Raw genomic sequence first — 18,311 nt, 5'->3', positions numbered from 1 at the left:
GGCGACCCCGGGTCGCCGCGGCTCCGGCTGTTCACGGACGGGTGAACTCCCCGCCGTCCTCCCACCCCCGGCCGCCGCGGACGCCAGCATGAGCGGCATGACCACCACCTCCCCCGCAGCCGAACGGGCCGCCCGGGCCCGTGCGGCCCGACGCCAGCTCGCCACCGACGGAATCGACGGGGTGGTGTTCGGCTGGGTCGACAACGCCGGGCTCACCCGGGTGAAGTCCGTCCCGCTCGCCCAGCTCGAACACGCCGCCGAGTTCGGCGTCGGCTCCGTGCCCGTCTACGACCTCGTCCTGGTGGACGACTCCGTCACCACCTCGCCTTCGAGCACCGGCCCGGTGGGCGACCTGCGGCTGGTCCCCGACCTCGACCGGCTCACCCCGCTCGCCGCCCAGCCCGGCTGGGCCTGGGCCCCCGCCGACCGCTACGCCCAGGACGGCACCCCGCATCCCGGCTGCCAGCGCGGCTTCGCCCGGCGGGCCGCCGAGGCCGTCGAGCGGCGCGGGCTGTCGGTGCGCGCCGGGATCGAGGTCGAATGGGTGGTGGCCGATGCCACCGGGGCCCCCGCGACGGACGGGCCCGCGAACGGAATGACCAGCTTCGTCGAGCTCTCCGACTACCTGCGGGACGTGCTGCGCGCCCTCACCGAGCAGGGGCTGTCCGTGCTCCAGCTCCACCCCGAGTACGCCACCGGTCAGTTCGAGGTCTCGATCGCCGCCGAGGGGCCGGTCGGAGCCGCCGACACCACGATGCTGGTGCGCCACACCATCCGGGCCGTCTCCGCCCGGCACGGCCTGCGGGTCTCCTACGCCCCCGTCTTCACCGAGGGCGCGATCGGCAACGGCGGCCACCTGCACCTCAGCCTCTGGCGGCACGGCCAGAACCTCGGGCAGGGCGGGCCGGGCCGCCACGGGCTGCACCCCGAGGCCGAGCAGTTCCTCGCGGGCGTCCTGACCGAGCTGCCCGCCCTGCTCGCGCTCGGCGCGCCCGGCGTCGCCTCCTATCTGCGACTGGTCCCCGCCCACTTCGCCGGGGCGTACCGGTGCTGGGGCCTGGAGAACCGCGAGGCGGCGCTGCGGCTGATCGCCGGGTCCGCCTCCGGGCAGGCCAACGCCGAGCTCAAGTGCTTCGACGCCGCCGCCAACCCGTACCTGGCGATCGGCAGCGTGCTGGCCGCCGGACTCGCGGGCCTGGACGCCGGACTCCCGCTCCCGCCGGAGACCCCGAACGACCCCGCCGCGCTCGACGGCGCCGAGCGCCTGCCCGCGAGCCTGCCGGAGGCGGTCGACGCGTACGAGAAGTCCGCGGTGCTGCGCCAGGCGCTCGGCCGCGAGCTGTACGAGGCCGTGCTGGCCGTCCGGCGGGCGGAGGTGGAGCTGTTCGCGGCGCGCACGGACGCGGAGGTCATCGAGGCCGTCCGCTGGCGGTACTGACCGGGCGTCGTCCCCGGTGCCGGGCCCGGCACCGGGGACATCGGCATCAGCCCGGACCGGCCCCGGTCAGGGACCCGGGCGTCGAACCGGCGGCGGCCGGTTCCAGCGGCTTCACCATGTAGACCGCCTCGGCGCCGTAGCTCGCGGGCAGCCCGATCTCGGGGCGGGCGCGGAAGCCCAGCGGGCCCCACACGGCCTGTGCGCCGAGGACGGCCACCACGGAGACCGTCCGATGGCCGGCCGCCGACGCGACGTCGTACACGTGGCGCATCATCCGCCCGGCCAGACCCCGGCCGCGCAACTCCTCGGTGATCGCCACGTCGTGGACGTGCAGGTTGCTGCCCCGGTCGCCGTCCGGTACCGCGCCCGGCTCGGCGAGGCTCAGGTCCGGGCAGCGGAACAGCGGGTACGGCAGGGCGAGCAGGTAGCCGCCGAAGCCGCCGGGGTGCTCCAGCACGAAGCAGGTGGAGGGCGAGGCGCGGTGCCGGGAGCGCAGCGCCTCCCGTCCCTCGGACAGGCCGCTCGCGCTGTAGGAACGTTCCTCCAGCGCGACCAGCTCGTCCCAGTCGTCCTCCTGCAGCAGCCGGATCCGGGTGGCGATCACGCGAGTTCTCCGTCCGAGGTCGAACCGCCGACGCAGATGTACGGCAGTGGTGCCACCCCGTTGAAGCCCTGGGTGGCGTAGGCGGTGGCGTACGCCCCGCAGGAGTGCACCCACACCGGGTCGCCGGAGGCGACTCCTCGCGGGACCGCCACCAGGCCGTCCTCGTGGGCGTACGCGTCGTCGCTGTCACAGGTCGGGCCGGCCACCACGGCGTCGACCGACGGCCCGCCCCGGTGGGTCGGGAACTCCAGGCGGTACTGCAACTGGTCCATCTCGTACAGGCCGTTGAACTTTCCGCAGCTGAGGTAGAGCCAGTCCTCGCGGGTGCCGTCGAGCCGGTGACGGGAGGTCAGCCGGGCGACGTGGGCACGGATCGCGCCGTGGTCGGCGACCAGGTGGCGGCCGGGCTCCAGCAGGAAGTCCAGCGGACCGGCGTTGACGGCGCGCAGCCGCTCCATGCCTTCGCGGATCACCACGAACATCTTGTCCAGCGGCGGTTCCAGCGGCCGGCCGCGCCGGTCGAGGACACCCAGGGCGGGCAGCCCGCCGCCGAGGTTGATCCGGTCCAGCACGATGCCGCGCCGGTTCAACGCCTCCAGCAGGGCCGCCAGCGAGTCGATCGCCGCGCCCCAGGCCTCGGTGGTCATCTGCTGCGAGCCGACGTGCACCGACAGACCGGAGGCCACCAGCCCGGCGGCCCGGGCAGCGCCGAGCACTCCCAGGGCGTCCTCGGGCGAGCAGCCGAACTTGCGGCTGAGGCCCCACAGCGCGCCCTCGCCGGTGGTCGCGATCCGGCAGAACACCCTTGACCCGGGGGCGTGTTCGGCGATCGCCGCGACGTCCTCCGGGCTGTCGGTGGCGAAGTCGCGCACGCCCAGCCGGTGGGCTTCGGCAATGTTGCGGTCGGACTTGACGGTGTTGCCGTAGTGGATCAGCCCGGGGTCCACTCCGGTGCGCAGCGCCTGGGCGATCTCCTGCGGGCTGGCCGCGTCGAAGCCCGACCCGAGCCGGGCGAGCCGCGCGAGCACCTCGTCGACCGGGCACGCCTTCATCGCGAACCGGACGGCGACGCCGGGCAGTTCGGCGCGCAGTGCGGCGTACTGACGGGCGATGCCGTCCAGGTCGTACACGATAGTGTCCTCGCTGGCAGCGGCGAGTGCGTCGCGCAGGGCAGAGTGCCCGGTCTGGCCGGGAAGGCGCGCCGCGGTGGCGTGGACGGAAGCCGGCGCGGTGTGGGCAGGAGGGCCGGTTCTGCCCTGGTCGTCCGTCCAACGTGGTTCGGCGGTCTGGCGCATGTCGATGGCCTGAGGCCTCACGTGTGAACTTCCAATCCGACTCGATGACTGATGCCGAGGGCCTGTGGGCCCACAGGGGGAAACGAGGGAGCGCGAGGGTCGGTTATGCCGCCTGTCCTGGGCTCCCCCGATCAGGGCCGTCCACAGCGGGCCCCGCCGGCTGCGGACGGCCGGAGACATCGATCCGGCTTTCGTTCCGAGGGTGGATTCACCACCGGCGCGGTGCCGGCCGCTTCTTCGCGCGGGAGCGGCACCGCTCCCCCGCGAACCCGAGGATCCGCGGCGATGCGGCACGTCGTAGCACGGCCGTGCCCGCACCTCCGTCCCCATCAGTCCGGTTCGCCGGGCCGATGGGGGCGGAGGGGAAGCCGGCGGGAACCCTCACCGCCGCCCAGCAGGTGTCCGGCCGGGAGCCGATGGCTTCAGGGGGCCTCGGTGCCGTAGCCGAAGTCGGAGACCAGTGCGCCGCCTGCGTCGTGGAGGTGCGCGGTGTCGCCCTTGTCGTTCCAGATGGCGCGTCCGCTGCCGTAGGAGTAGCCGCCCCACTCGTTGTGGACTTCGTTGGTGTAGACGCGGATCCGCTGGCCGGCCTTGAGCGTGCTGCCGGGCGGGAAGGTGAAGTTCTGGCCGGGGTCGTCGGCGTAGAGGAGCCAGCCGGAGATGTCCGCGTGCGCCGTGCCCCGGTTGACGATCTCGACGTACTCGTCGGCCTGGGTGTACTTGACCTCGCCCTTGTGGCAGACGGTGGCGATGACCACCTCCGGGACGCCCACACGGGAGAGCACCGCGACGACGTCGGCGCTGTTGGCACCGTTCTCGGGGCTGAAGAACTTGTTGACGATCTCCCCGTTCCGCTTGAACCCGGTGATCACCGCGGCGTACTTCTCGCCGTCGATGGTCACGCTCTCCGGGGACACCCGCGTCGGCAGATCGACCTCGTCGTCGGGCGTGGGGCCGTCGTTGGGCGTCTCGAAGTGGTGGAACCTGAAGCTGAAGTCGCGGTCGCTGCCGTCCTCCTGGAACCGGATGCGCACCACGAGATCGACGTCGAACTGGTTGACGCCACCGCCCACGATGGGGAAGTTCTGGTGGGTGAAGGTGCCCAGCGTCTGCTCCGAACCGTCGGTCTTCACCTCGATAGTGCCGCCGGAGAACGAGTAACCGCTCTTGCCGCCCCCGACGGGAACGCCCCAGGAGACGTGACCGGTGTTGAGCCCCGAAACGTTCGGCGGGGTCGGGGTGACGGCGGCCCAGGTTCCCGATGTCGTGACTGTGGACATGCTCGGACAACTCCTCGATCCGATGGACCCCACGGCCCGCGACAACGGTCGCGCGCTTTCCGCCGACCGCCACCACTGCGACCGCCCCGGGGAGGGCGCGGACCGGCGCCCCAACTCCCCAACGGCTCGGACGAATCCTCCGTAACGATGCCCACGCCCCACGCCACTCGTCCGAGTGAGACGAGCGACGGTCTTCACATTCGGCGCGCAACGACTCCGGCCGACGCCGCCAACTCCGCGAAATGGAGGACTGATCCGGGCGCTCTCTGCGGAGTTGACGTGCAACCGGACCACACGCGAGTCGATCGTCCACGCAGAAGGCCGTCTTCCCGTCCTCTCTCGAAACCCACAGCCGAGGGGAATATGACGTTCCTCTTCCGGATTACTCTCTCTTCGTACCAGCATACGAAGGGGGCAGGGTGAGCGATCTGAAGGTGTTTCGGCTCGGGCCGGACGGCCGGGATGTGGAGCTGCGGGGCTCGACGGTGGCGCTGGAGGCTGACCTGCAGCGTCGGGTGGAAGCCAGAATGGAGCAGATACTCGGCATCCGGTTCCTGGCGTCGGAGTACTGGACCGGGTCGTTGTACCGGGGGCGGGTGGACTCGCTGGGGCTGGACGAGAACGGCGTGCCGGTCGTGGTCGAGTTCAAGAAGGGCACCGACAGCGGGGTCGTCTCGCAGGCCATCTCCTACCTGGCCTGGTTGAAGAGCAGCCGCCACGAGTTCGAGGCCCTCGTCCGGGAGAAGCTCGGCGCCAAAGTCGCCGAGTCCATCGACTGGCGTGCTCCCCGGGCGCTGTGCATCGCGGCCGGGTACTCGTGGCACGACCGGGTCGCGGTCGGTGACCTCGGTCGGGACCGTCGGATAGAGCTGATCCGCTACCGGGTCTTCGACGGCGGCCTGCTGAACCTCCATCTCGTCGAGCCGATATCGTCCCCGTCCAAGACGGGGACGACTGCGCGCAGATCGAGCGCGCCCGCAGCACCGGCGGCTGACGCTGAAACCGTCGAGACCGAGGCGGTCGAGGCACCGGCGCTCACCGTTCCGGAGGGCCTGCGGGATCTGTACGACGATCTTGATGAGGTGCTCACCGCGTCCGGTGAGGTGGAGGCCGTCCCACTGCGGCACTATATCGCCTACCGCCGCCTGCGGAACGTCGCCAGCGTGCTGTTCCGGCCGTCGCACCGGGCGATCCTGCTGTACCTGCGGCTGGACCCGGACACGGTGGAACTGGAGGACGGCTTCACCCGCGACATGCGCAAGATCAACCACAACGGCACGGGCGATCTGGAGGTGCGGATCGCTTCGGCGCAGGATCTGGAGAAGGCAGCGCCGCTGATTCAGCGGGCGGTCCAGGAGGTCTGACCAGCAGAATGGCGAGGGCGGTCGGAGCGTGGTGCTCCGACCGCCCTTTCGCGTCTGCGGCTGCCGATGGTTCTCACTGTCACGCCTCCGGTCCGGCCAGCACCAGGTCGTCCTGGGTGAGTTCGGCGCGCAGCCGCTGGTCGGCGATGTCGGCGTAGTGGGGGGAGAGTTCGACGCCGACGAAGTGTCGGCCTTCGCGCAGGGCGGCGATGCCGGTGGAGCCGCTGCCGGTGAAGGGGTCGAGGACGGTGCCGCCCTCGGGGCAGATCCGGACGATCTCCTGCATGATCTCCAGCGGCTTCTGGGTGATGTGGACGCGGTCCTTGCGGGGCTGGGACGCGATGAAGTGGCCGGGCAGGTAGAGGTTGCGGCTGTGGTCGAGGGTGCCCTTGACGCCCCAGGTGATGAACTCGGCGGACTGCTTGAAGCCACCCTTGCGGGGTCGGCTGGCGGGCTTGATCCACGGGATGGTGCCCTGCCACGTCCAGCCGGCCATCTGAAGCGCGTCGCTGGTGGTCGGCTCCTGCCGCCAGTCGGAGAAGACCACGGCGACGGAGTGTTCGGTGCTGGCCCGGTAGGCCTCGGTGAGCAGTTCGGTGAGCCAGGAGCGGTAGGAGCGCTGGTCGCGGTTCTCGCCGGGAAAGGTCTTGAGGTCGTGGGCGGAGTTGGACGTCACGTACTTGGCGCGGGCGTCGCGGCTGGTGCGCTCCGAGCTGGTTCGGCCGCCGCTGTTGTACGGGGGGTCGGTGATGACGGCGTTGACTGACTCGTCGGGCAGGGACTTCAGGACGGTGAGGGCGTCGCCTCGGTGGAGGGTGAAGCTGCTGCTCATGGTGGCCTTCCTGGGCAGGGTGGGCTCGTTCCCGGCGGGTGCTGGCGGCTGCCGTCGGGGGTGGGGATGGGCGGGACGTTAGCCGGGAAGCACGGCGGCGCCTAACGGCGGCCGGGTTGTCGTCGGGCCTGGTGAGGGGTCGTTTGGTGCGGCCGGACTTCACGTCTACTGTCTCGCCATGCCAACCGGGCCGCAGGGCCAACTCGGCTCGGAACGGCTCGTGTTGGTCCGTGGAGTCCCGTCCGGCGGGGCGCGTCGCGAACCTGCTTTCCCGCCCTTTCCCCTTCGTCCAGGAGACCTCGTGTTCGGGCTGAGATTACGAGCGCGGCCGGCTGCCGCGCACGACCCGAGACCGGCGTCCGGGAGCTACCAACTCCCCTGACCCGGGCCCGCCCTGAGGGCGGCTTCACCACCGGCGCGGTGCCGGCGACCTCTTCGCACGAGAGGCCGGCACCGCGTCTCCTACGAACCCGAGGAGCCGCTGCGATGCAGCATGCCGTGGCACAGCCATGTCTCCACCCGCCGTCCCCGCCCGTCCGGTTCACCGGGCGGCGCCGCCGATGAGGAAGTCGGCGGGCACCCTGGTCGGCCTCGTCGCCGCCGTCCCGCTCGCCCTGGCGCTGCCGATCGTGGTCGTCGCCGCCGGGAGCGCCTCCGCCTGCACCGTCGACGGCGATTCACAGCCGGTTGACACCGCCGCCGTCGCCCAGCAGGTGAAGGCGATCCTGGACGGCTCCGGCCAGACCAGCGCACCGGCGGTCGCCGGGTTGGAGCAGCCGGCCGAGCAGATCCCCAACGCGAAGGTCATCCAGGCCACCGGCGTCGCGATGCACATTCCCGTTCGCGGGCAGGTCGTCGCGCTGGCGACCGCGCTCCAGGAGAGCGGGCTTCGCAACCTCAACTACGGCGACCGGGACAGCTTGGGGTTGTTCCAGCAGCGACCGTCGCAGGGCTGGGGCACACCTGAGCAGATCATGCAGCCGGTGTACGCCTCGACGAAGTTCTACGAGGCGCTCCAACGGGTGTCGGGCTGGCAGTCGATGACGGTCACTCAGGCCGCCCAGGCGGTGCAGCGCTCCGGCTATCCGGACGCGTACGCCAAGTGGGAGCCGTTGGCGACGGCGCTCCAGCAGGCCATCGCCCCGCTGCTGGCCGGCACCGACGTGGGATCGTCCGGGTCACCGTCTCCGACCGCGCCTTCCATTGCCGGCCCGTCCGCTGGCGGCGGGTGTTCGACCGCGGGCGGCGACGGCAGCGGCTTCGGGCCGATCCCGCCCGGCACCCTCCCCGAGGGCTACGCGATCCCGGCCGACGCGCCGCCGCAGGTGCAGACCGCGATCCGTTGGGCGCTGGGCCAGCTCGGCACGCCCTACCAGTGGGGCGGCACCTGCACCGACCCGCACGGCCGCGATCCGATGGGCCGCTGCGACTGCTCGTCGCTGATGCAGATGGCCTACAAAGCGGCCGGGGTCACGCTGACCCGCACGACCTACACGCAGGTCGGTGAGGGCACGGCCGTCTCCGCCACCGCCCTGCAGCCGGGCGACCTGCTGTTCACCCGTGGGACGGCCGCGGTGCCGGAGCACGTCGGGATGTTCATCGGCGGCGGCCTCGTCCTTCACGCGCCGAAGACCGGCGACGTGGTCAAGGTGTCGACCCTCGCCTCCTGGCAGCCGGAGATCCTCGCTGCCCGCCGAGTCGTCTGACCGGCCTTCCTCTCCCTCTCTCCCCCCTTTCTCTTCGGGGCACCTCAGCGTGCCCGGATTCCTGGAGTTCGACATGTTCCTCGCCGACGCGGTCACCCAGCTCGCCTACGACCCGGGCATCAGCCCGAACGAGGGCGGCCTGCCCGGGCTCTCGGTCCTCAAGCAGGTCGTGGGCAGCGTCAATCTGTTCGGCATCATCGCGGTGGTCGGCGCGCTCGCGGTCAGCGCCGGCGTGTGGGCCTGGGGCCACCACTCCGGCGGCCACCAGGCCGAGGCCAACGGCAAGAAGGGTGTGCTGGTCAGCGCGGGCGCGGCCCTGCTGCTCGGCGCGGCAAACGGCGTGGTGGCCTTCTTCAGCACCCTTGGCACCCAGGTCAAGTGATCATGCAGAAACGTTTCTCCCGTTCTGCTTCCCGCAGCGGCATCTCCGGCGGCGCCCTCGTGCGCCGCCGGGTGGTGCTGGGCACGGTGGTCCTGGTGGCGCTCGTCGCCCTGGCCGGCCTGTTCTCCTTCCTCACCCGCGACGGCCGGACACCGGCCAACCATCCCTCCGCGACGCCGAGTTCGCCTTCGGCCGCTTTCCCGGCGGCGACGGCGCCCGCGTCGAACGGCGACGCGGCGGCACTGCCGGTCCCGCCGGACACCCGCGATCCGATCGCGTTCGGCAGGGCGGCGGCGGTGGCGCTCTGGTCGTACGACACCCGCTCGTACTCGCAGCCCGAACTGGTGGCCGCGCTGCACCGGTGGCTGACCGCCGAGGGGCAGTACGTCGACGCCGACTCGGTCGAGCACCAGGTGCCCTCGCCGCTGCTGTGGGGGCGGATGGCCGACTCCGGACAGTTCGCGACCGCGACGGCGGCCGAGGCGCACTTCCCCGAGTCCTTCACGCGCGCGCTGCAGGCCGATCCGGGGGCGATCGCCCAGGCGTACGTCTACGCCGTCACCGTCTCCGGCAAGCAGTCGATCTCGTGGACCGGCTCGCCCCAGGGCGGCGCCGAGGACCGCTCGGCCACCCTCGCCGTGCAGTGCCGGCCCGACCGTCCCTGCGCGCTGGTCGGCGTGATGCCGTCCGTCGCGCCCTGACACCACGAAGGAGGTGCCCTTCGTGGGCGTCTGCGACATACCCCTGATGAGCCAGGTCTGCTCCGTGGTCGACGCGGTCAGCTTCGTGGCCAACCCCGGCAAGTCCATCACCGACGGCATCGGCGCGTGGATCGCCAAGAGCATGGGCGAGTTGGCGGCCGGCGCCACCGACCTGGCCGCGCGGGCGGTCGACCAGACCACCGCGATCGACCTGTCGGCGCCCTGGTTCAGGGACAACTACCAGCTCATCCTGCCGATCGGCCTGATCCTGACGGTGGCCACGTTCTGCGCGCAGCTGATCCTGGCCGCCTGGCGCAGGGACGAACGCGCTCTCGCCCAGGCCGCCTGGGGCACCATGACCGGTGTCCTGTTCTCGTTCGGCGCGATCAGCTTCACCGCCGTCGCCGTCACGGTCGTGGACGCGCTGTCGGCCGGGTTGTTCAAAGCCGCGAACACCAGCGTCGAGGACGCGGTCAGGCGGCTGGTGAAGGTCAGCGAACTCGGAGCGATGTTCCAGTTGGGCTGGGCGATCCCCGCCCTCGTCGCGGTCGGCTGTGCGATCGGCGCGTTCCTCTACTGGGGCGTCATGGTCGCCCGCAAGGTCGGTGTCCTGGTGCTGGTCGCGCTCGCCGCGTTCGCGGGTGCCGGCGGCGGCTGGGAGGTCGCCAAGCGCTGGCGGCGCGGCTGGATCGAGGCCACCGCCACCCTGGTCGTCAGCAAGCTGCTGATGACGGTGGTCTTCCTCATGGGCGTCTCGGCGATCGGCAAGTCCGACGCCAAGGACGGACTCGGCGCGCTGTCCGACGCCATGGCCGGCATCGTGATCATGGTGCTGGTCCTGCTGTGCCCGTACGCCGTCTACAAGTTCGTCCACTGGGCGACCGACGGCGGCGGCCATGACGACCTCCACCGCACCGGCGTCGCCGGCATGGCGGTCGCGGCAGGAGCGGCGAAGACCGCCGGCAGCCTCGCCATGCAGGCGGGCACCGGCGTCCCGTCGCCGCAGGGGCCGGGCCAGGTCCCCGGCGCGAACGGCGCCGACGGAATCGACCCGACCGGGCGCATCAGCAAGGAGGGCATCGACGCCGGCCCCGCCCAGCAGGCGACGAAGTTCCGCTTCGGCGAGGACCCGAACGTGCCCGGCGACCGCGGACGTGCCCTGGTCACCCGGCCCGGTCTCCCGTCCCTGGTCACGCGCCGCTCTCCTGACGACAGCGGCGGGAAGCCGCAGGCGGCCGACAGTGACATGCCGGACACCCCGGTCCCTGCAAGCGCCCAGGGCTTCGTCACCGCGGGTACGGCTGCCTCCCCGAGCCCGTCCGCACCTTCCCCGTCAGCACCCGCTCCGGCCCCGGCTCCGGCTCCGGCTCCGGCTCCGGCTCCGGAAGGACCGTCCCCGGCCGGGCCGCCCTCGCCGGATCCGCTCCGGTTCGTCTACCCGAACCAGCCGCCGGCGTCCGGTTCCTGACCGAACCACACCCGGGGCGGGCCGAAACCCTCGGCCCGCCCCGGCCCCACCACCGAGAAGGAGCCCGGTCATGACCTCCAGAAGAGCACCGCGCCCCCGCCCGCCGCCCGCACGCTCACCCCCTCTGGAACCTCGATGTCCTCCACCCCGGAGACCGACGCCCCGACGTCGGTCAAATTCCCGCACCGCAGCCGCCGCGGTGTCCTGCTCGGCCTCAGCGCCCCGCAGCTGGTCGCCGCCTCGGCCACTGGTCTGCTCCTGTTCGCCGTACTCCTCGCGCGGGGCGTCGTCGGCGCCCTCCAGCTCGTCCCGCTGTGGGCCGGCGTCGCGGCGATCGTCTTCGTCCGCTACCGGGGTCGCGCCCTGGCCGACTGGGCGCCGATCGCCGTTCGGTACGCACTGCGCCGCTTCCGCGGGCAGCTCGTCTGGCTCGCCCGCCCGTCCCGCAGGCCGGTGCGCGAGGGCCTGCTGCACCTGCCCGGCAGCGCGGCCAGCCTGCGGGTGGTCACCGCCCCGGACCGCCGATACGGCGCGGTCCACGATCCGCACGCCGGCACCCTCACCGCGATCGTCAAGGTCTCCTCCCGCGCGTACGCCCTGCTCGACCCCGGCACGCAGAACTCCAACGTGGGCGGCTGGGGCCGCGCGCTGGCGGCGCTGGCCCGCACCGGGCACGTCGCCCGGATCCAGGTTATCGAGCGGACCGTCCCCGACTCCGGCGACGCCCTTCGCCGGTACTGGGAGGAGCACGGCAAGCCCGACGCCCCGCTGGCCGGCGCACTCTACGACGAGCTGATCCGAGGCGCGGGCCCGGCCGCCGCCCCGCACGAGTCCTACGTCGCCATCGCGCTGGACCTCAAGGCGGCCCGGCGGCTGATCAACCAGGCCGGCGGCGGACTCACCGGCGGATTCTCGGTCCTCGCCCAGCTGACCTCGGCCTTCGAGCAGTCCGCCCGCACCGCCGGCCTCAACCCGACCGGATGGCTGTCCGCCACCGAGATCGCCGCCGTCGCCCGGGCCGCGTACGACCCCAGTCCCTTGCCGCGCTGGACCGATGGTCCACCGACGGCCGCCCTGCCGCCGACCCGGCAGCTGCAGGCCCGGTGGTCGTGCTGGAGAAGGCCGACCACATCTCCACCGACTCCGCGCACCACACCACGTACTGGGTGGAGAACTGGCCCCGTACCCAGGTCAACCCGGGCTTCCTGCATCAGGTGATGTTCGCCTCCGGAGTGCGCCGCACCGTCTCTGGCCTACGAGCCGAAGGACCTCGACGCCGCGATGCGCGACGTCCAGCGGAAGAAGGCCAGCGTGATCGCCGACTCGGCCGAGCGCGCCCGCAAGGGCCAGGTCGCCAGTGAGGCGGACTCGGTGGAGTACCAGGACATTCAGGCCCGCGAGCGGCAGCTGATCGCCGGGCACGCCGATGTCGCGCTGACCGGCCTGCTCACCGTGTCGGCCGACACCGAGCCGGAGCTGCGCTCCGCGTGCGCGGTGATCGAAACGGCCGCCGTCGGCGCCCAGTTGGACCTGCGTCCGCTCACCTGGCAGCAGGCCGAGGCGTTCACCGCCTCCGCCCTGCCGTTCGCCCTCGCCGCCTGATGCCGGCCACCACCTCTGCCGAAAGAGCACCCGATGCCGGCCACCACCGCCACCGCGCAGGACTTCGTCCCGTACGCCACCGCCGCGATCGACTTCCACCGCGCCCTCAACATCCCCGCAGGTCCGCTCGTCGCCTCCCGCGCCGAGCTGGACTCCCTGCACGCCCACCTCGTCTCCCTGCACGGCCTCCTCGACGCCCACACCCGGCGCACCGCCCCGCTGCTGCCGGCCGAGGGCGACCACCTGAGGGCCGCGCGCACCCGCCTGTGGCAGGCCGCCGAGCACCTCCACACCGCCTACCACTGCTCGCCCCGGCCCGGCACCGGCGAAGTCCCCGACGCCGGCGCCTGCCGAAGCGGCCGACCCGAAGGCGCACCGGAGTTGACGATCTGCCGCCGCCACCAGGACACCGCCCAGCTGGTCCGCCGCCGCACCACCCCCGCCGACCTGCACTCGCCCTTCACCGGCCTCGTCCGCCACTGACCCCGGGAACCCGTGACCAGGCAGTTGAGGGACACGCGTGTGCCTCCCGCGTGGCGCTTGGCCGCGGGCCCGCGGCGGTCATCCTGAAAGCTGCTCGACGGACGCACGGACCGAGGTTGGAGCGAATGTGGGATACCGCGCCGAACTGATGGCGACTCTGCCCGAGCTCGTCACCCGATTCGACGCCGTCCGGCCGGCCGCGCGGGCGGCGGTGCTGGGGCGGCTGTGGGGTGCGCTGGCCCGCGAGCCGCTGCCAGGGCTCCTGTGGCGGAGGGGCGACGCCTCCGCGCTGACCGTCGCCTTTGAGAACGGATACCGGGTCACCGGTCCTGCGGCGGCCGCGGGGATCATCTCCCCGGCCCTGCCCGGACTGACGCTCGACCGGCGAACCGTCACCGACCCGGCCGCCCTGGTCCGCGCCCTGTGGCACGGACCGGCCGGGGACCGGCTCGCTTCGGAGGTCTCGGGAAGTGTCGACGGACTCGCGCTCGCCCGCGCGCACAGGCCGGCAGGGGACGAGGGGACACGCGACAGCTCCTGGTACGAGCAGAGCGTCGTCGACAGTCATCCGCTCCATCCGTGCTGTCGCAATCGGCCGGGCCTCTCCATCGCCGAGCTGATCAGGTACGCGCCCGAGTACCGCCCCGTCATCGACCTCCCCCTGGTGGCGGTTCCACGCGAGCGCGTGCGGGCCACACCCGACTGGCCGCTGGTCGACGGCGAGGCCTTCCTTCTTCCTGTCCATCCCTGGCAGCGTGACCATGTCCTGCCGCGGTACGGTCTGACCCCCGCGACCTCATGGCCGGCACGGCCCCTGATGTCGCTGCGATCGCTCGCCACCGCACGATGGCAGATCAAGACCTCCATCGACGTGCAACTGACCGCGGCGGTCCGCGGCTTGTCCCGGGCCGCCGTGGACAACGGGCCGGCTCTGTCGCGAGTGCTGCCGGATCTCCCCGGGCTGACGTTCCTGCGCGAGGTGCACAGCGCGGGGATCGACTCCCACCTGTCCGCCGTCCTCAGAGAGCCCCCGGAGCGCCATCTTCGTCCCGGTGAGGTGGCGATCCCCTTCTCCGCCCTCGCCGGCGTCGGCCCCGACGTCGCGGCGGTGGTGACCGTCACGGTGCCGCCGCTGCTGCGGATGCTCGACCGCGGCGTCGCCCTCGAAGCCCACGGGCAGAACACCTTGCTGGTCCTGGACCAGGATGCCCGGCCACTACGTCTCCTCTACCGCGACCTGGGTGGCGTCCGGATCAGCCCCGGCCGCTTCGGGAACTGCCCCGCGCTCCGCGGCGGTCTGGCGACCGATGATCCGGTCGTCCTGCACACCAAGCTCGCCGGCTCGCTGGTCATGCTCCTGGCGGAACTCATCCACCGCACCGGGGACGAGACGCGGTGGCACCACGTGGCCCGCACCATCGATGCCACCTACGCCGAACTGCCCGCCGACAGCTGGAACCGCCAACACCGCGCCCTCTTCTTCACCCCTGCCCTGCCCCTGAAGGCCTACACGACGATGCGACTGGCCGACGACGCCCGAACCGACGTATGGGGATGGACCCCCAACCCGCTCGTCGGCCACCGGTGACGAGCGGCGTGCTCCAACACGGATGGTCCGCCCGAGGCCGGCGGTGTCAGCTGTTGACGTTCACCGCGGACCAAGTGACGGCGACGGTGGCGGAGGCCGTGCTGTCGGGTCCGAAGAGGTCGGCGGCGGCCTGGAGGGTGGCGGTGCGGGCGCCGGAGTAGTCGGTGGTGGCGGTCATGTAGACGGTCAGCGCGCGGTACCGGATCAGTTCGGCGTCCATCCGGCCGATTCCGGTGACGGTCCGGCCGTCGACGGTGGGGCTGTCGCAGGCGTAGCCATTGATCGTCTTCGGGCCGCTGCCCTCGGCCAGCAGGTAGAAGAAGTGGTTGGCCGGGCCCGAGGAGTAGTGGACGTCGAGGTCGGCGACGCCGTCGTACCAGTAGTCCACGAAGTGGCCGTAATCCAATCCCCCCTCGGAGCCGGTCGGCCCCCGCAGGGCACCCCAGCTTCGACACGCCCAGGTCGTAGGTGTAAGTGGTGGTGGAGGGGGCGCTGTCGGTGACCTTGGTGGGTCGGTCGAGGGCGTCGCACTCGGTGGTGGTGACGGCCCCGTCGGCGTCGGTGTAGGAGGTCGGGCGGCCGAGTAAGTCGTACGCCTTGGTGATGGTTCCGCCGCCGGTGGAGGTCTGCTTGGTGACCTTGCCGGTGACCGGGTCGTAGGTGGTGGTGACTGTCGGAACAGCGGTGCCGAGGCCTCCGCTGAGGGTGGTGGTCACCGGACGTCCGGCCGCATCGGGGGTGATCGTGGCCGTGCGGGTGACACCGTTGGCGGTCTCGTCGATCTGGATGCTCTGGCCGAACAGGCCCTACTGGACGGTCACCGGGCGCGTCCGTGTGGAGTCGTCCGAGGCCAGGGTCGTCGTGCGGGAGGAGTTTCGTCTGTTCATCCTCAGGCTGGGCATCCCGCGTGATGCCGTACGGATCATCCCGTCGACGCGCTGGTGGCCGATCGCCGAACTGCGCGCAGGTTTGGTTCCGCTGTTCCCGTGGGATCTCGGTGTCCTGATGGAGGGCTACGTCGACGGTGGATCCCTGACGGGCCGATCACTCTTGAGGCATCAGGTGGAGGCTCGTGACCGCAGCGCGCGAGGTGTTCCGACCACGGAGGTTGGTGGGGCATTTCGGGTGGTTGTCGTTGGGGACGTCGAGGCGGACGAGGTGTCGGCTGGTGCCGCCGTCGCACCGGTACGCAGCGAGGCAGGCTTATGCGACCGGGCGGTGGGGAGGGCGGCAGCGGCCTGCTCCACGACGGACTGCCAGTCAGCGAGACTCGCAGTCGGGCATGGGTGTGCAAAGCAGTTGCGACTTGGGCGGGCGGCCACGGCGGCACGCCGGGCTCTGGTCCGGCCGATGCCTCTGGAGCAGGGCCCGAACCCGACGTCGACTCCACTACCCGGCGGGAAGCGGCGGACGGGAGAGAGGTCGGGCTTCACACGGGTCCGGCCTGATGCCTCGAAGGTGCGTATCCGGAACGCACTTCCGTCGTTGACCAGGCCGTGGCTCCGAGCAGTTGCCCGGGGCATGGTCTGCACAGGCACCGGATTTCGACGGGCCCGTGCGAGGAAGGAACGATGAACATGCTGACGGGTGAGGAGCACCAGGCCGCGGGCAGCAGTGCACGCACCGTGGGCAGGCGGATGGCGGTCCTGGGTACGGCCGTGGGGGCGGCAGTGGTCCCGGCCGGCGCGGCCCAGGCCAACATCGTCGGAGTGGGCAACGCCGTGTTCGGCAACTCCTGTACGAACCACGGTGCCGCGCAGGCCACCGGGACCACCGTCTCCGACAGCGGGACGGCAAGCGGCAACCACCTCGGTCTGCCACTGGACCTGCCCCGCAACCACTGCGGGAGCAGCGGGATCGTCTGCACGGCCGTCTTCATGTCCAGCGTCTGATCCGGTGGGACGGACGTTGTGCGGGACGGGTGGGCTCGTGGCCGGTGTCGGGGTGACGGGTGTGTCGCTGGAGGACGCCGCTGTACGGGAGTTGGCTGCCCTGAGCGGGCGCGCGGTGCCGTTGTTGCGGGAATGGGTCGGCGAGTGTCCGCGGCTGGGCGTGGCGCGGGCCCTCCTGATGCTGGCGACCGGCGGGGGCCTGAGCGATGAGGCGCTGCGGGAGGAGCTGGTGGTCGCCCACCGGGACGCGCAGGAGGCCGATGCGCGGTCGGCGAGCCTGGTGTACGGGATCTTCCTCTACACCCACCGACAGTTCCGGCTCACGGCCGATCACCTGGTGACGCATTTCGCACGGTGGCCCGGGGACGAAGTGGCCTCGCTGATGCTGGACGCCTTCCACGCCTGCGGGGACGCCGGCTACCGCGCGGACGGTGATGCGCTGGTCGAGCGGCAGTACGCCCTGGCCGGTGCAGACAGCTGGCCGTGGACGGGCAGGCTCGCCTGGACGCGGGCCGAGCAGGGCCGCGCCGAGGAGGCCCTCGAACTGGCCGGGCACACCCTGGCCCGGTTTCCGCGCGCCGGACTCGCCGCGCACGCTCGCGCGCACGCCGAGCACGAACGGGGAGCCGGCCCCGCCTCCACCGCGTTCCTAGACCGGTGGCTGGCCGAGGATCCGCAGGCGGCGCAGTTCAAGCACCTGAACTGGCATGCTGCCCTGCAGTCGCTGGCCTGCGGGGACTTCGCGGACGCGCGCCGCCGGGCCGACGATGTCCTGGGCCGGGCGGACGTGGGGATGCGGTCGGCGACGAACTGGCGTCTGCTGCTGGCCGGGCAGGAACCCGCCGGCCGCTGCGACCTCGACCATGTACGCGGACTGCTGACCGGGCCGGGTGGGATGGCGGAGGTCTTCCACACCTTCAACCTGGCCCTGGCCCTGGCCGTCGAGTCGGCCACCGGCGACCTTGAGGCCCTGGCCCGCCGGGCGGCCGGTGACACACGCCCCGACTACAGCGAAGTCCTCGCCCCCGTGGTCCAGGCCCTCGCCCACGTGACCGCGGACCGCCCCCGGGCCGCCGTCGATCTCCTGACCCGCCTGCGCGGGCAGATCGACCGCATCGGCGGCGTACGGGTGGAACGCGAGATCGTCCAGGACACGCTGGCCCGCGCCCTCATCGACACCGGCGAACACGCGCGCGCGGCGGCCCTCCTGCACGAACGCGTCACCACCCGCCGCCACCACACCTACGAGGACCTCCTCCTCGCCCCGGCCGTCTCGCCGGCCCGCTGACCCTTCACCACCCCGTCGCCTCCTCTTCTCCGGGAGACCTCCCATGCCCGTGCCCCAGCTGATCGTCGTCTCGCTGCGCGGCAGCGGCACACCACTGCTGGCCCGCATCACCACCGCACTCGGCTACACCCCCTACGGCACGATGAGCGGCATCCAGCCCGACAGCGGTGAAAGGCCCGGCCCCGGCGAGGTCTCCCCCCTGCTCCGGGCCGCCTACGGCCAGGACGAGGCCGGACGCCTGCTGCTGCACGGGCAGCGCGACGATCCGGAAGAGCTGGAAGCCGCCTTCCAGCAGGCAGTCACTGCCCTGTGGCGGGTGTGGTGGACACGCCTGGGCCAGCCCGTCACCGCCGCCTCACCCGTCGACCCCGTCCTCGAAGACCGTCTG

At 72.1% G+C, this 18,311-nt stretch carries 15 protein-coding genes and 3 pseudogenes; 12 read left to right on the top strand and 6 right to left on the bottom strand.

Going from position 1 to position 18,311, the window contains the following annotated elements; all coding sequences use genetic code 11:
* Positions 1-97 precede the first annotated feature (97 nt).
* Positions 98-1,438, top strand: coding sequence for a glutamine synthetase family protein (locus tag CG736_RS33335; protein ID WP_100589860.1), 1,341 nt, complete (start codon positions 98-100; stop codon positions 1,436-1,438).
* Between the two features lie 46 nt (positions 1,439-1,484).
* Here the strand turns inward: CG736_RS33335 and CG736_RS33330 are convergent, their stop codons facing one another.
* The 3 genes from CG736_RS33330 to CG736_RS33320 form a co-directional block, all read right to left on the bottom strand.
* Complete coding sequence (locus CG736_RS33330; RefSeq protein ID WP_100589859.1) at positions 1,485-2,042, bottom strand: GNAT family N-acetyltransferase; 558 nt, start codon at positions 2,040-2,042, stop codon at positions 1,485-1,487.
* The gene (locus CG736_RS33325) at positions 2,039-3,172 is read right to left on the bottom strand and encodes a type III PLP-dependent enzyme (RefSeq protein WP_369880800.1); all 1,134 of its coding nucleotides are present in this window, start codon (positions 3,170-3,172) and stop codon (positions 2,039-2,041) included. Before CG736_RS33325 ends, CG736_RS33330 begins: the two co-directional genes overlap by 4 nt.
* 587 nt (positions 3,173-3,759) lie before the next feature.
* On the bottom strand, positions 3,760-4,617 hold the full coding sequence (locus tag CG736_RS33320) for a lamin tail domain-containing protein (protein WP_100589857.1): 858 nt from the start codon (positions 4,615-4,617) through the stop codon (positions 3,760-3,762).
* 419 nt (positions 4,618-5,036) lie between these two features.
* Between CG736_RS33320 and CG736_RS33315 the strand changes: the two genes are divergently transcribed.
* Positions 5,037-5,981, top strand: coding sequence for a DUF5655 domain-containing protein (locus tag CG736_RS33315; RefSeq protein ID WP_100589856.1), 945 nt, complete (start codon positions 5,037-5,039; stop codon positions 5,979-5,981).
* Between the two features lie 79 nt (positions 5,982-6,060).
* On the opposite strand, the gene CG736_RS33310 is transcribed toward CG736_RS33315, so the two are convergent.
* Positions 6,061-6,813: a site-specific DNA-methyltransferase gene (locus tag CG736_RS33310; protein WP_100589855.1), complete on the bottom strand. Its 753-nt coding sequence runs from the start codon at positions 6,811-6,813 to the stop codon at positions 6,061-6,063.
* A 560-nt stretch (positions 6,814-7,373) separates the two neighbouring features.
* On the opposite strand from CG736_RS33310, the gene CG736_RS33305 reads away from it, so the two are divergent.
* From CG736_RS33305 to CG736_RS33275, 7 genes and pseudogenes are all read left to right on the top strand, one after another.
* On the top strand, positions 7,374-8,519 hold the full coding sequence (locus CG736_RS33305) for a C40 family peptidase (protein WP_100589854.1): 1,146 nt from the start codon (positions 7,374-7,376) through the stop codon (positions 8,517-8,519).
* Positions 8,520-8,592: 73 nt separating this feature from the next.
* A complete protein-coding gene (locus CG736_RS33300) occupies positions 8,593-8,901 on the top strand; it encodes a DUF6112 family protein (RefSeq protein ID WP_100589853.1) in 309 nt (102 codons plus the stop codon).
* Positions 8,902-8,903: 2 nt separating this feature from the next.
* The gene (locus tag CG736_RS33295) at positions 8,904-9,602 is read left to right on the top strand and encodes a hypothetical protein (protein ID WP_100589852.1); all 699 of its coding nucleotides are present in this window, start codon (positions 8,904-8,906) and stop codon (positions 9,600-9,602) included.
* A gap of 46 nt (positions 9,603-9,648) precedes the next feature.
* Positions 9,649-11,070, top strand: a complete 1,422-nt coding sequence (locus tag CG736_RS33290) for an ATP-binding protein (protein ID WP_369880802.1) — start codon at positions 9,649-9,651, stop codon at positions 11,068-11,070.
* Positions 11,071-11,205: 135 nt separating this feature from the next.
* Positions 11,206-12,672, top strand: a pseudogene (locus tag CG736_RS33285) (SCO6880 family protein).
* A 33-nt stretch (positions 12,673-12,705) separates the two neighbouring features.
* Positions 12,706-13,155 carry a DUF6238 family protein gene (locus CG736_RS33280; RefSeq protein WP_100589850.1) on the top strand — a complete coding sequence of 150 codons (450 nt, stop codon included), beginning with the start codon at positions 12,706-12,708 and terminating at the stop codon, positions 13,153-13,155.
* 127 nt (positions 13,156-13,282) lie between these two features.
* A complete protein-coding gene (locus CG736_RS33275; protein WP_100589849.1) occupies positions 13,283-14,743 on the top strand; it encodes an IucA/IucC family protein in 1,461 nt (486 codons plus the stop codon).
* Positions 14,744-14,789: 46 nt separating this feature from the next.
* On the opposite strand, the pseudogene CG736_RS33270 reads toward CG736_RS33275, so the two are convergent.
* Both CG736_RS33270 and CG736_RS33265 read right to left on the bottom strand, forming a co-directional pair.
* Positions 14,790-15,140, bottom strand: a pseudogene (locus CG736_RS33270) (M4 family metallopeptidase); the annotation flags it as partial.
* Between the two features lie 82 nt (positions 15,141-15,222).
* Positions 15,223-15,459: pseudogene (locus CG736_RS33265) on the bottom strand (RHS repeat domain-containing protein); the annotation flags it as partial.
* Between the two features lie 855 nt (positions 15,460-16,314).
* On the opposite strand from CG736_RS33265, the gene CG736_RS33260 reads away from it, so the two are divergent.
* From CG736_RS33260 to CG736_RS33250, 3 genes are all read left to right on the top strand, one after another.
* Positions 16,315-16,635: a chaplin family protein gene (locus CG736_RS33260; RefSeq protein ID WP_232734351.1), complete on the top strand. Its 321-nt coding sequence runs from the start codon at positions 16,315-16,317 to the stop codon at positions 16,633-16,635.
* Between the two features lie 37 nt (positions 16,636-16,672).
* A complete protein-coding gene (locus CG736_RS33255) occupies positions 16,673-17,923 on the top strand; it encodes a hypothetical protein (protein ID WP_100589847.1) in 1,251 nt (416 codons plus the stop codon).
* Between the two features lie 43 nt (positions 17,924-17,966).
* The coding region (locus tag CG736_RS33250) for a hypothetical protein (protein WP_157815827.1) at positions 17,967-18,311 on the top strand (345 nt) is incomplete at its 3' end.

It is taken from the genome of Kitasatospora sp. CB02891, from assembly GCF_002803145.1.
GTDB lineage: Bacteria > Actinomycetota > Actinomycetes > Streptomycetales > Streptomycetaceae > Kitasatospora > Kitasatospora griseola.
This window is presented reverse-complemented; position numbering and strand designations above follow the sequence as displayed.

Excerpts from the sequence above, each read along its gene's own strand:
- CG736_RS33310 (WP_100589855.1), bottom strand. The coding sequence starts at position 6,813 with ATGAGCAGCAGCTTCACCCTCCACCGAGGCGACGCCCTCACCGTCCTG.
- CG736_RS33295 (WP_100589852.1), top strand. The coding sequence starts at position 8,904 with ATGCAGAAACGTTTCTCCCGTTCTGCTTCCCGCAGCGGCATCTCCGGC.
- CG736_RS33280 (WP_100589850.1), top strand. The coding sequence starts at position 12,706 with ATGCCGGCCACCACCGCCACCGCGCAGGACTTCGTCCCGTACGCCACC.
- CG736_RS33335 (WP_100589860.1), top strand. The coding sequence starts at position 98 with ATGACCACCACCTCCCCCGCAGCCGAACGGGCCGCCCGGGCCCGTGCG.
- CG736_RS33290 (WP_369880802.1), top strand. The coding sequence starts at position 9,649 with ATGAGCCAGGTCTGCTCCGTGGTCGACGCGGTCAGCTTCGTGGCCAAC.
- CG736_RS33300 (WP_100589853.1), top strand. The coding sequence starts at position 8,593 with ATGTTCCTCGCCGACGCGGTCACCCAGCTCGCCTACGACCCGGGCATC.
- CG736_RS33305 (WP_100589854.1), top strand. The coding sequence starts at position 7,374 with ATGAGGAAGTCGGCGGGCACCCTGGTCGGCCTCGTCGCCGCCGTCCCG.
- CG736_RS33320 (WP_100589857.1), bottom strand. The coding sequence starts at position 4,617 with ATGTCCACAGTCACGACATCGGGAACCTGGGCCGCCGTCACCCCGACC.
- CG736_RS33260 (WP_232734351.1), top strand. The coding sequence starts at position 16,315 with ATGAACATGCTGACGGGTGAGGAGCACCAGGCCGCGGGCAGCAGTGCA.